Genomic DNA, 12,784 nt, shown 5'->3' on the forward strand with positions numbered 1-12,784 from the left:
GGCCGCGACCTTACGAAGCTCCCTGACGCAGTGGACGGTGTTCGTCCCCGTCGTCGCCATCGTCGCGCTGGCGTTCACCTGGGGCCGAGATCTCCCCACGGTCGTGGTGGTGATCGCCGCGCTGCTGCTCGGGGGCGCCGTGCTCGCGGCCGTGCACCACGCCGAGGTGGTCGCGCACAAGGTCGGTGAGCCCTACGGGTCGCTCGTGCTGGCCATCGCGGTCACGATCATCGAGGTCGCGCTCATCGTCACCCTGATGATCAGCGGCGGCGAGAAGGCGCAGGCGCTCGCCCGCGACACCGTGTTCGCCGCCGTGATGATCACCTGCAACGGTCTGCTCGGCCTGTCGATCCTGGTCGGGGCGCTGCGCCGGCACGTGGCGGTCTTCAACGCCGAGGGCACCGGCGGCGCCTTCGCCACGGTGGCCACCCTGGCCACGCTCAGCCTCGTGCTGCCCAGCTTCACCACCAGCCGCCCCGGCCCGCAGTTCTCGCCGGCCCAGCTCGCCTTCGCGGCGGTTGCCTCGCTGGGCCTGTACGGCCTGTTCGTCACCGTGCAGACCCGCCGGCACCGCGACTACTTCCTGCCGATCACCACCAGCGGCAAGGTGATCGACGTCGAGGAGCATCTCGACCCGCCGTCCGGCCGCACCGCCCTGATCAGCCTGGGCACGCTGATGGTGGCCCTGATCGCCGTGGTCGGCCTGGCCAAGGGCGTCTCCCCGGCGATCGAGTCCGGCGTGGCCTCGATCGGTCTGCCCCAGTCCGTCGTCGGCGTGGTGATCGCCCTGCTGGTGCTGCTGCCCGAGACGATCGCGGCGACCCGGGCCGCCGCCCGCGACCGGGTGCAGACCAGCCTCAACCTGGCGGTCGGCTCGGCCATGGCCAGCATCGGCCTGACCATCCCGGCCATCGCCATCGCGATGATCTGGCTCGACGGCCCGCTGCTGCTGGGCCTGGGCGGCACCCAGATGGTGCTGCTGGCCCTGACCGTCGTGGTCGGCACGCTGACCATCGTCCCCGGCCGCGCGAACGTCCTGCAGGGCGGCGTCCACTTGGCATTGATGGCCGCATTCCTGTTCCTGGCCGCCAGCCCGTAAACCCGGGCGCCGTACCCGCTCTCCCCGGATGCTTGGAGAACGCTCTCCCAACATCAACTGCGTCGACCGGTATGACCGGCTTTGACCGGCACGGAGAGGCAGGACTCGCGGGTAACTATTGACACACATGAAAGCCCGGCGTAACACTTCGGCCATTCGTGGAGAGCGCTTTCCCCGAGCTTCCTCACATCCCCAGGAGTTCCCCGTGACAACGGCTTCCTCCCCGCCACGCAGGTGGCGACGCCTCGCCATCCCCCTAGCCACCGCCCTCGCCGCCGCCGGCCTCGCCGTGGCCGCGAACGGCAGCGCGTTCGCCGCCGACACGCTGCTCTCGCAGGGCAAACCCACTACCGCCTCGTCCAACGAGACGGCCGACACCGTGGCCGCCAACGCGACCGACGGCAACCCGGGCACCCGCTGGTCGAGCCAGTTCTCCGACCCGCAGTGGCTGCGCGTCGACCTCGGCCAGACCTCGACCATCACCTCGGTCGTGCTGCAGTGGGAGGCGGCCTACGGCACCGGCTACCAGATCCAGACGTCGGCCGACGGCAACGCCTGGACCTCGATCTACACCAAGACCGGCGGTACCGGCGGCACCGAGACGCTGACCGTGAACGGCAGTGGCCGGTACGTCCGGATGTACGGCACCACCCGCAACGGCGGCTACGGCTATTCGCTGTGGGAGTTCAAGGTCTACGGCAGCACCGGGACCACCACGCCGCCGACCACGCCGCCGCCGACCACGCTCCCGCCCACTCAGCCGCCGGGTGACTTCACCACCATCTGGCAGGACACCTTCGACGGCGCGGCGGGCACCTCGCCCTCGGCGGCCAACTGGCTGATGCGTACGGGAACGCAATATCCCGGCGGAGCGGCCAACTGGGGCACCGGCGAGGTGGAGACGGCCAGCAACTCGACCGCCAACGTCTCGCTCGACGGCGCCGGCAAGCTGAACATCAAGGCGATCAAGGACGGCAACGGCAACTGGACGTCCGGCCGCCTGGAGACCCAGCGCACCGACTTCGAGCCGCTGGCCGGGCAGCAGACCAAGTTCACCGCCGTGCTCAAGCAGCCCAGCGTGGCCAACCAGCTCGGATACTGGCCGGGCTTCCGGGCCACCGGGGCGGCCTACCGCGGCAACTTCAACAACTGGCCGGGTGTCGGCGAGACCGACATCATGACCGGGGTCAACGGGCGCAGCCAGCTGGCCCAGACCCTGCACTGCGGCACCGCACCGGACGGGGTCTGCGCCGAGTACAACGGACGCTCCTCCGGGTTCGCGTCGTGCACCGGCTGCCAGACCGGCTTCCACGAGTACACGCAGATCATCGACCGCACCAAGACCGACGAGGAGATCCGGTTCTACCTGGACGGGCGGCAGACCTGGGTCGTACGGGAATCGCAGGTCGGTGTGACGGCCTGGAACGCGGCCGTGCACCACGGGTTCTTCCTGCGCCTCGACCTGGCCATCGGCGGCTCGCTGCCGAACGCGATCGCGGGCCGCACCACGCCGACCGCCGACACCACCTCGGGCGGCGTGCTCAGCGTCGACTCGGTCAGCGTGGCCCGCACGGCGACCGGCACGGTTCCGGCCGCGATGACCGACCCGGCCGCACCGGGCGGGCCGAGCGTGGTCAAGGTGACCGGCAGCCAGGGCAACTGGCAGCTGCAGGTCAACGGAGCCCCGTACCAGGTCAAGGGTTTGACCTATGGCCCGCCGCAGGCCGCGGCCGACGGCTACATGCGTGATCTGAAGAACATGGGCGCCAACACGATCCGCACCTGGGGCGTGGACGACGCGAACACGCCGACGCTGCTCGACCGGGCTTCCCGGCAGGGCCTCAAGGTGATCGTCGGGCACTGGCTCAACCAGGGCGCCGACTACGTGAACGACACCGCGTACAAGAACTCGGTCAAGGCCGAGATCGTGGCCCGGGTCAACACGCTCAAGAACAACCCGGGCGTGCTGATGTGGGACGTCGGCAACGAGGTCATCCTGACCATGCAGGACCACGGGCTGTCGGCGGCCGAGGTCGAGGCGCGGCGGGTCGGCTACGCCAAGTTCGTCAACGAGGTGGCGGTGGCGATCCACGCGGCCGACCCGAACCACCCGGTGACGTCGACCGACGCGTACACGGGCGCCTGGCCCTACTACAAGCAGTACGCTCCGGCGCTCGACCTGCTGGCGGTCAACTCGTACGGCGCGATCAACAACATCTACCCGGACTGGGTGGCCGGCGGTTACACCAAGCCGTACGTCGTCACCGAGGCCGGCCCCGAGGGCGAGTGGGAGGTGCCCAACGACGTCAACGGGGTGCCGACCGAGCCCAGCGACCTCAAGAAGCGGGACCAGTACGCGAGCAGCTGGGCCGCGATCAACGCGCACCCGACGGTGGCCCTGGGCGCGACCGAGTTCCACTACGGACTCGAGAACGACTTCGGCGGGGTGTGGCTCAACACCACTCCCGGCGGGTGGCGGCGGCACGGCTACTACTCGCTGAGCCGGGCCTGGACCGGGACGACGCCGGCCAACACGCCGCCGGAGATCACCAGCATGACGGTGGCCAACCAGACCGCCGTACCGGCCGGAGGGTCTTTGAATGTCTCGGTGAACGTGACCGACCCGCAGGGTGACCTGATCCGCTACAACATGATGTACAGCGACAAGTACGCGGGCGGCGGCACCGGCTTCACCAACGTGACCTTCACCGACAACGGCAACGGCACGTTCACGGCCAAGGCACCGGAGCGGCTCGGCGTGTGGAAGGTCTACGTGTACGCGTTCGACGGCCACGGCAACGTCGGGATCGAGCAGAAGTCGATCCGCGTCGTCGCCCCGCCCGAGACCGGCACCAACCTGTCGCGGGGCAAGACCGCCACCGCGTCCACCTATCAGCCCACCGGCACGAACGGGCCACAGCTTCCCTCGTACGCCGTCGACGGCGACTACGGCACACGGTGGGCCAGCGAATGGGTCGGCACCGCGTGGCTGCAGGTCGACCTGGGTTCGGTGCAGTCGTTCAACAAGGTGCGGCTGGCCTGGGAGGCGGCGTACGCGACCGGCTACCAGATCCAGACGTCGAACGACGGCACCAACTGGACGACGGTCTATTCGACGACAAGCGGGGACGGCGGCTTCGACGAGCTGAACGTCTCCGGGTCGGGTCGCTACGTCCGGATGAACGGGCTGACGCGGGCCACCACGTACGGATATTCGCTCTACGAGTTCGGTGTCTACCGGGTCTGATTCTCCCCAGCCCCTTCTTCGCCCCGGCCCTGAGTTCTAGGGTCGGGGCGAAGGAGGTGGCGTCCCATGAACTCAGTGATCCACTTCGAGGTGCCGTTCGACGACGGCGAGCGCGCCACGACGTTCTACCGCGAGGCCTTCGGCTGGGCGCTCGACTCGATGCCCGGCTACCGCTACACGATGGCCACGACCACGCCGACCGATGACCAGGGCCGCCCGGCCGCGCCCGGCGGCATCAACGGCGGCATGCTGGCCCGGACCGGCCCGATCACGGCGCCGGTCATCACCATCGGCGTCGACAGCATCGACGAGGCGCTGGCCACCGTCGAGAAGCTCGGCGGCAAGACCGCGATCGGGCGGCAGCCGGTCGGCGGGATGGGTTTCAGTGCCTACTTCCACGATACCGAGGGCAACCTGATCGGCCTCTGGGAGAACGCCTGAGGGCTCCGGAATAACAAAAAATCCGGTAGTCATTCATCAATACCCGCATTATTGACACCGGCCCCTTTAAACAGCCAGAATCGCGAACGTGAAATATGTTCCCCGGATTCTGCTGGTCGCGGTGCTCGGCGTGTCGGGCTGCTCGGCGACGGGATCCGGCACCTCGGGCCCGCCCCCGGCCGGCCCGAGCGCGCAGGCCGCGGCGGCCGGTTTCGGCGGCACCGACCTGGCCTGGATCGAGATCAACATCGCCATGTCGGAGCAGCTTCTGCCGCTGCTCGAGCTGGCACCGAAGCGGACGAAGAACCCGCAGACGCTGTCCACGGTTCTGCAGGTCAAGGGGTTCACCGACGCCGAGCTGAGCGTTCTGCGCCAGCTGCACACCCGGGCCGGGCTGCCCACGGAGAACCCGCACGAGGGCATGCCGATGCCGGGGATGGTCACGCCCGACGACGTCAAGGAAGCCTCGCAGCTGAGCGGGCCCGCCTTCGACAAGACGGTCAGCCGGCTCATCCGGGCCCACCTCGAACAGGGCCAGAGCCTGGCCCGCAGCGAGGACAAATCGGGGATCGAACCGCAGACCCGCGATCTGGCGCTGCAAATTCTGCGGACCCGTTCCGGGGCCTTGTCCACAATGCCGAGTGCCGCGCCATAAAGAAACGGGCACCGTCCGCGGACGGTGCCCGTTTGTTCGTGCGAGTGACGGTTACGGCAGCACGTAGTTCTCGTTCAGTGCGGCGCCGCGGTCAGGCTTGTAGAGGTCGAAACCGCGCGGGTCACACTGCAGGCCACCGTTGATGCAGTGGGTGACCAGGGCGGCCAGCGTCCGCGGGTCGAAGGCGTTGAACACGTCGTAGTGGAACGAGAAGCCGCGGCCGCTGGAGAAGCGGACGTTGCTCATGTTGCCGCTCACCGGCCACGCCATCTTGAACTCGATCATCGGGACGGCCACCGGGTGCGAGGCCGGGCAGACGCCGAGCACCGGGTACGCCATGTGGCTCTTGTGGTCGGGCGTGTCCAGGTGCAGGCCGTTCCAGCAGCTCGGAGCCTGGAAGCGGACGTTGAGCTGGCTGCCCGCGGCACAGTTGGCCGGGATGTCCCAGTTGAACGACAGGTCACCGCACTCGAAGCCCTCGACCGCGCCCGGGTGGTTGCGGAAGTCTTCGAGGGTCGAGGTCGGGCTGCCGACCACGTAACGCAGGCCCTCGGGGAACGGGCGCACGCTGCGGTAGTCGATGACCCCGGACTTGTAGTAGATGGTCTGCCGGCCGACCGGCTGCACCGCGGTGTCGCCGTTGAGCAGCGTCGGCATCCAGTAACCGGTCTTGTCACCGGGCGTGATGCACGAGGTGCCGCCGCCCTTGAGGCTGGCCACCGTCGTGTTCGCGTTCGTCGTGGTGTTGCCCATGAACGTGTGCGAGTGCGAGGCGCCGGGCAGGCCGGGGAAGACGATCGGGTCGTCGTTCAGGTTGGTGCGGCTCACCGAGCAGTTCATCTGGAACTCGTGGTGGGTCGTCGGCGGGTTCGTGTCCGGCGGCACCGCGGTCGACGGCACCACCCCGGTCACCGGCGGGTTGGCCATCACATAGCCGGCGCCGCTGGTCGGCGGTGCGCTGGTCAGGGTGCCGTAGACCTGGAACTCGTACAGCGAGTAGCCGTAGCCGGTGCCGCGCTGGGTGCCGTACATGCGCACGTAGCGACCCGAGCCGCTGACCGACAGCGTCTGCGTGCCGCCGGTGGCGTTGGTCGTGCTGTAGACGTTCGTCCAGTTGTTGCCGTCGGCCGACGTCTGGATCTGGAAGGCTTTCGCGTACGCCGCCTCCCAGGTCAGCTTGACCTGGCTGATGGTGGCGGTGCCGCCGAGGTCGACGCGCAGCCACTGCGGGTCGCTCCACGCGCTGCCCCACCGGGTGGTGAGGTTGCCGTCGACAGCCGCGGCGGCCGGGGCGCCACCGTTCTCGGACGACGACGCGAGCGTGGGCCGGCCCTGGGAAAGCAGGGTGTCCGCCGCCTGGGCGGTGCGGACACCGGTGAGTACGGCGGTGACGGTGAGGGCCGCCACCGCGCCGATGGTCAGAAAGCGCCGTGGTCGATGGGGATTCACTAGGTCTCCTTCGGGGGATTGGAGAGCGCTTTCCGAGTGTTACGCTCCGATGTCAGGGACGTCAATACGTACGCGGGTTTCCGCTGGTTCCGGAACTCTCCCGGCCGGCGTTTCGACTCGCAGGGAGAGCGCTCTCCACCTGTGCTATAAAGACGTCCATGAGAACCGAGCGGCTCCCGACCCTCGAGGACGTGGCCCGGGAGGCCGGGGTGTCCCGAGCGACCGTGTCCCGCGTCATCAACGGGATCCGCAACGTCGACCCCCAGCTGCACGAGGTGGTGTGGGACGCGGTCGGCCGCACCGGCTACGTGCCCAACCGGCTGGCCCGCTCGCTGGTCACCCGGCGCACCGGCACGGTCGCGCTGGTCGTCTCCGACTCCGAGACCCACGACGACGACCCGTTCATGGGCCGGTTCTTCGCCGATCCCTACTTCGGCCGGGTCGTCGGCGGGCTGATGAGCGTGCTGCGCGGCCAGGGCGTCCAGCTCGCCCTGCAGATCGTCGGCACCGACGACGGGCGCAAACGGCTGGTCGGCGACCTGCGCAACGGCCAGGCCGACGGCGCCATCGTGCTGTCCCTTCCGGCCGTCGACCCGCTGCCCCGCATGCTGACCGAGGGCGGGGTGCCGGCCGTGCTGATCGGGCGCCCGGCCGAGCCGGTGCCGATCGACTACGTCGACCTGGCCAACGACACCGGCGCCGCGCTGGCCGCGGAACACCTGCTGACCCGCGGCTGCCAGCGCATCGGCATGATCTCGGGACCGGCCGACGTGCCCGCCAGCAGCGACCGCATCGCGGGCTTCCGCCGGTCACTGGCCCGGCGCGGCCACGGCTGGGTGCCGACCGAGACCGGCAACTTCACCCGCGACAGCGGCGAGATCGCCATGCGCGACCTGCTGGCCGCCAACCCGCAGCTCGACGGCGTCTTCGTGGCCAACGACCTGATGGCGCTGGGCGCCCTGGCCGCGCTGCGCTCAGCCGGCCGCGACGTGCCGGGCGACGTGGCCGTGGTCGGCTTCGACGACAGCAGCGCCGCGGTGGCCGCCTCGCCCGCGCTGACCACGATCCGCCACCCGCTCGAAGACATGGCCGCCGAGGCCGCCCGCATGCTGCTGGCCCGCATCGAAGAGCCGGCCATGCGCGTCGCGTCGGTCATCTACGAGCCCGCCCTGATCGAGCGCGGCTCGGCCTGAGCCGGGGCGGGCGCCGGCCACGGGGCAGCGCCCGCCCTGCCCGCGCATACCCGAGCACACTGTCGTGAGTCGTTGCGGACCGTCGCGCAGACCTGGCCACGATGCCCCGGGACGGGAGTCCGGGAGCGTTCCTCGAGCGGGCCGCCGAGAAACTTCGAGAAAGTTCGGCGGATGATGTCGAGGACCGGTGGGTCGCTCCGACCGGACGGTGACAGAGCGATCAGCGACAGGGGAGTCAGACGATGAAGTACATGCTGATGATGTTCGGGGACGGCGGCGACATGGCGGCCACCGTCGATCCGGCCTGGGTGCGCGACATGATCACGTGGATGCACGACTTCGACGCCGAGTTGCGGAAGTCGGGGGAGCTGCTCGAGGACCACGGGCTGGCGTTCCCGTCGACGGCCAAGACCGTCAGCTACGACGAGGGCCAGGTCGCCGTCACCGACGGGCCCTTCGCCGAGAGCAAGGAATCCCTCGCCGGGTTCTGGATCATCGACGTGGCGGGGGAGGACCGGGCGCTCGAGCTGGCCGGGAAGATCGCCTTCTGGTCGCGCAAGGTGGAGGTGCGCGAGGTGCACGACCAGGCGCCGGAGTTCGAATGACCGAGCCCGTCGAGCACCTGCTGCGTGAGCTCGCGCCGCAGGTGCTCGGCGCCCTCGTCCGGCGGTACGGACAGTTCGACGCGGCCGAGGACGCGACCCAGGAGGCCCTGCTCGCCGCCGCGGTGCAGTGGCCGCGTGAGGGCGTACCGGAAAATCCTCGCTCGTGGCTGGTCTCGGTGGGGGCCCGGCGGCTGGTCGACGAGTTCCGCAGCGACAGCGCCCGGCGCCGGCGCGAGAGCACGATGGCGCGCGCCGAAATAGCGCCGGAAACACCGGAGGCGAGTGACGACACGCTCGACCTGCTGTTTCTGTGCGCACACCCGGCCCTCTCGCCGCCGTCGCAGCTGGCGCTCACCCTGCGGGCGGTCGGCGGTCTCACCACGGCCGAGATCGCCGCGGCGTTCCTGGTGCCCGAGTCGACCATGGCGCAGCGGATCAGCCGGGCCAAGCAGGCGATCCGGCGCAGCGGGCAGGAGTTTCCGCCACCGCAGGGCGGCGAGCGGCTGGGGGTCGTACGGCAAACTCTGTATTTGATCTTCAATGAGGGTTACACCGCGAGTGGCGGGCCCGAGCTGCAGCGGGCCGAGCTGACCGGTGAGGCGATCCGGCTGGCGCGCATGCTGCACGGACTGCTGCCGGGCGATCACGAGACGGCCGGGTTGCTGGCGCTGATGCTGCTCACCGACGCCCGGCGGTCCGCGCGCACCACCGCCGAGGGGGAGCTGGTGCCGCTTGACCGGCAGGACCGTTCGCTCTGGAGCAAGGAACGGATCACCGAGGGCGTGGCGCTGGTGTCGTCGGTGCTCGGCCGTGGCCCGATCGGTCCCTACCAGGTGCAGGCCGCGATCGCCGCGCTGCACGACGAGGCCGCCTCGGACGCCGAGACCGACTGGCCGCAGATCCTGGCCCTCTACGAGGTGCTCGAACGGATCACCCCGGGCCCGATCGTCACCCTCAACAGGGCGGTCGCGGTCGCCCGGACCCACGGGCCGCTCGCCGGCCTGGCCGTGGTGGGCGATGTCGACCTCGCCGGCCACCACCGGCTGGCGGCCGTGCGGGCCCACCTGCTCGAACAGGCCGGATTCGCCGCGGAGGCCCGGCGCGAGTTCCTGGCCGCGGCCCGGATGACGACCAGCGCCCCGGAACAGCGGTATTTAACAAAGAGGGCGCTTACATTGCCCGAACACTGAGGGCGCAGCCGGGACGGCATGATAGTTCGGTGACCGAAGCCAAGGGCCTCGTACTGGTGGTCGAGGATGAGCGCCCGATCGCCGACCTGGTGCGCCTCTATCTGAGCCGCGACGGCTTCGGCGTGCACGTCGAGCACGACGGCACGGCCGGGCTGGCCGCCGCGCGCCGGATGCGCCCGGTCGCCTGCATCCTCGACATCGCGCTGCCCGGCCTCGAGGGCACCGAGATCGTCAAGCGGATGCGTGCGGAGGGTGACTGGACGCCGGTCATCCTGCTCACCGCGCGTGACGACGAGATCGACCGGATCCTCGGGCTTGAGCTCGGCGCCGACGACTACGTGACCAAGCCGTTCAGCCCGCGCGAGCTGGTCACCCGGGTGCGGGCCCTGCTGCGCCGGGCCGGCGGTCCGCCCGACGGCGGGGTGGTGCGGACCCTGGGTCCCGTACGCCTCGACCCGGCGCGCCGCGAAGCCACCGTCGACGGCGTCCCGCTCACCCTGACCCCGACCGAGTTCGACCTGCTGCAGCACCTGCTCGCTCGTCCGGGCCGGGTCTTCACGCGGGAGGAGCTGCTGTCCGGTGTCTGGGGGTACGCCCCGGCGGCCGGCACCCGCACGGTCGACGTGCACGTGGCCCAGGTCCGGGCCAAGCTGGGCGACGCCGCGGCGCTGATCCGCACGGTCCGTGGCGTCGGATACACCGCGGATGCGTAAGACCCTCACCGGCCAGGTCGTGCTGGTCACCGTGGCCACCGCGGTCGTGTCGGTGCTGATCACCGCAGCCGTGGCCATCCCGGTCTCGATCCGCTCGATCAACACCCAGCTGCGGGCCGAGCTGCAGGAGAAGAGCGCCATCGCCGTCGAGCTGCTGGCCACCGAGCGGCCGGCCGCCCGTGAGCGCATCGTGCAGTCGCTGCGCCGCGACGGCATCGACGTCTACCTGATCCGGCGCGGGGCGGTCGACAAGGCCGGTCTGCCCGATCGGATCGTGCGACAGGTCGCCGGTGGCACGCTGGTCGACGCCCGGGCCCAGGTCGACGGCCGGATGTCGTTCGTGGCCGGGCGTCCGCTCTCCGGAGTGAACAGTGGGGTGGTGCTCAGCAAAGAGGTGGCGTCGGGCATAGCCGCACGAGTCTTGAGCACCGTGTGGATCGCCCTTCTCGCCGGCCTGATCGGCGGGATCCTGGCCGGTGCGCTGCTGGCCCGCTTCATCGCCCGTCCGATCCGGCGCGCGGCCGGTGCCGCCGCCCGGCTGTCGGCGGGGGACCGGTCGGTGCGGATCGCCCGCAGCGGCCCGGCCGAGGCGGCCGAGCTCGCCGACGCGGTCAACCAGCTGGCCAGCGCGTTGCAGGTGAGCGAGGGGCGGGAGCGCGAGTTCCTGCTGTCGGTCTCGCACGAACTGCGGACGCCGCTGGCCACCCTGCGCGGCTACGCCGAGGCGCTGGCCGACGGCGTGGTCGGCCCGGACGGCGCCGAGAAGGCCGGCGCGACCATGCTGGCCGAGGCCGAGCGCCTGGAACGGCTCGTCTCCGACCTGCTCGTGCTGTCCCGGCTCGAGGCGGCCGACCTGCCGATCGACGTCGTCCCGGTCGACCTGGTCGAGCTGGTCGGCGCGGCCGGGGAGGCCTGGACCGCCCGCTGCGGCACCGACGGCCCGGTGCTGCGGGTCGAACTGCCGGACCACCCGGTGGTCGTCCACACCGATCCGGGCCGGATCCGTCAGGTGATCGACGGCCTGTGCGAGAACGCGCTCCGGGTCGTTCCGGCCGGTCAGCCGTTGATCCTGGCGGTACGGGGAAACACGATCGAGATCCGCGACGGCGGTCCCGGCTTCACCGACGACGACCTCGCCGTGGCGTTCGACCGGGGTGCCCTCAACCACCGCTACCGGGGGATCCGCAAGGTGGGCAGCGGGCTCGGACTGGCCCTGGCCGCTCGCCTGGTGACCCGGCTCGGCGGCCGGATCACCGCCGGTCACGCCCCGGAGGGCGGAGCGATGTTCACCGTGGAAATGCCCCCGGCGGGCTTCACTGCAGGAATGCCCCGAGCGGGCTGAGCAGCAGCTTGTTGACGCCGGCGGCGGTGTTGTCGAGGGCGGTGCGTTCGCGGTCGGTGGCCATCATGTCGTGCCGGAAGCCCCACAACTTCTGCGCGTTCCGCCAGGCCACGTTGCGGGTGTATTCGACCGCCTCGCCCTGCCACCAGTCGTCCAGACAGCCGTTCATCATGTCGATCAGCAGCTGCCACTTCTCCAGGTAGCCGCGGCGCAGCCCGGGGATCGACTCGGCGAAGATCTCGTTGATCTGCAGGTAGTCGTGGTGCTGCTCGCTGTCGTCGACCGGGTCGCGGCCCAGGTGGTCGAACGTGGTCACCAGCGCGAACGGCAGGTCGAAGTTGATGTGCGCGTTGACCCCGGCGCAGGCCGACGGCAGCGGCCGGCAGTCCGGCCCCGGGATGCGCTGGAACAGGCTGACCCACACCTGCGGGCAGCGCGGGCTTGACCCCGGGCCGGCCCAGGCCCGCAGCGCGTCGAAGTAGCGGGCGGCGAACTCCACGTCCAGCCGCGACAGGAACGCCGGGTCCTTGAACTGGCCGGCGTACAGGCGGTCGAGCACACCCTCGGTGATCGTCAGGTAGAGCTTGTTGAAATCACAGAGCGGGTTCTCGCCCAGCAGCGGGGGCACCCGGGTCAGGATCGCCTGCAGCTCGCGGAGCTGCTCGACCACGCCGGGGACGTCGTCGGGGTGGTTGCTCAGGAGATCCGTCATCTCCTGGTGCGCCGGTCCCCAGACCGACTGGTTCATGGGTTCTCCTCCACAACAAAAGGCGGAGGGCCCCCTAGCACCGCCCGGCGGCGGTGGCCGCCGGGCGGTGCTCCCCCGTGGCCACAGACTTCCAAAGGCGGC

Annotated in this window: 11 protein-coding genes; 9 read left to right on the top strand and 2 right to left on the bottom strand. The window is 70.3% G+C overall.

Annotation, left to right across the window (positions count from 1 at the left end; translation table 11 throughout):
• The first annotated feature begins 37 nt into the window (after positions 1-37).
• The 4 genes from KOI35_RS23430 (at position 38) to KOI35_RS23445 (ending at position 5,442) form a co-directional block, all read left to right on the top strand.
• Positions 38-1,099, top strand: coding sequence for a calcium:cation antiporter (locus KOI35_RS23430; RefSeq protein ID WP_438870620.1), 1,062 nt, complete (start codon positions 38-40; stop codon positions 1,097-1,099).
• Positions 1,100-1,304: 205 nt separating this feature from the next.
• Positions 1,305-4,346, top strand: a complete 3,042-nt coding sequence (locus tag KOI35_RS23435; protein ID WP_438870621.1) for a discoidin domain-containing protein — start codon at positions 1,305-1,307, stop codon at positions 4,344-4,346.
• Between the two features lie 66 nt (positions 4,347-4,412).
• On the top strand, positions 4,413-4,787 hold the full coding sequence (locus KOI35_RS23440) for a VOC family protein (protein WP_215790045.1): 375 nt from the start codon (positions 4,413-4,415) through the stop codon (positions 4,785-4,787).
• A gap of 88 nt (positions 4,788-4,875) precedes the next feature.
• On the top strand, positions 4,876-5,442 hold the full coding sequence (locus KOI35_RS23445; RefSeq protein ID WP_215790047.1) for a DUF305 domain-containing protein: 567 nt from the start codon (positions 4,876-4,878) through the stop codon (positions 5,440-5,442).
• 51 nt (positions 5,443-5,493) lie between these two features.
• On the opposite strand, the gene KOI35_RS23450 is transcribed toward KOI35_RS23445, so the two are convergent.
• Entirely contained in the window at positions 5,494-6,849 is a 1,356-nt protein-coding gene (locus tag KOI35_RS23450; protein ID WP_215790823.1) for a DUF1996 domain-containing protein, read from the bottom strand.
• A 200-nt stretch (positions 6,850-7,049) separates the two neighbouring features.
• On the opposite strand from KOI35_RS23450, the gene KOI35_RS23455 reads away from it, so the two are divergent.
• The 5 genes from KOI35_RS23455 to KOI35_RS23475 all read left to right on the top strand — a co-directional run bounded on the left by KOI35_RS23455 (position 7,050) and on the right by KOI35_RS23475 (position 11,934).
• A complete protein-coding gene (locus KOI35_RS23455) occupies positions 7,050-8,084 on the top strand; it encodes a LacI family DNA-binding transcriptional regulator (RefSeq protein WP_215790049.1) in 1,035 nt (344 codons plus the stop codon).
• Between the two features lie 242 nt (positions 8,085-8,326).
• Positions 8,327-8,689, top strand: coding sequence for a YciI family protein (locus KOI35_RS23460; protein WP_215790051.1), 363 nt, complete (start codon positions 8,327-8,329; stop codon positions 8,687-8,689).
• The gene (locus KOI35_RS23465) at positions 8,686-9,879 is read left to right on the top strand and encodes an RNA polymerase sigma factor (RefSeq protein ID WP_215790053.1); all 1,194 of its coding nucleotides are present in this window, start codon (positions 8,686-8,688) and stop codon (positions 9,877-9,879) included. The genes KOI35_RS23460 and KOI35_RS23465 overlap by 4 nt, the downstream gene beginning before the upstream one ends.
• A 29-nt stretch (positions 9,880-9,908) precedes the next feature.
• Positions 9,909-10,592: a response regulator transcription factor gene (locus KOI35_RS23470; protein ID WP_215790055.1), complete on the top strand. Its 684-nt coding sequence runs from the start codon at positions 9,909-9,911 to the stop codon at positions 10,590-10,592.
• Positions 10,585-11,934: a sensor histidine kinase gene (locus KOI35_RS23475; protein ID WP_215790058.1), complete on the top strand. Its 1,350-nt coding sequence runs from the start codon at positions 10,585-10,587 to the stop codon at positions 11,932-11,934. Before KOI35_RS23470 ends, KOI35_RS23475 begins: the two co-directional genes overlap by 8 nt.
• Here KOI35_RS23475 and KOI35_RS23480 read toward each other — a convergent pair.
• A complete protein-coding gene (locus KOI35_RS23480; protein WP_215790060.1) occupies positions 11,906-12,682 on the bottom strand; it encodes a DUF5995 family protein in 777 nt (258 codons plus the stop codon). The two genes, KOI35_RS23475 and KOI35_RS23480, sit on opposite strands and share 29 nt — an antisense overlap.
• Positions 12,683-12,784 lie beyond the last annotated feature (102 nt).

The sequence above is a fragment of the Paractinoplanes bogorensis genome (genome assembly GCF_018829635.1).
GTDB lineage: Bacteria > Actinomycetota > Actinomycetes > Mycobacteriales > Micromonosporaceae > Actinoplanes > Actinoplanes bogorensis.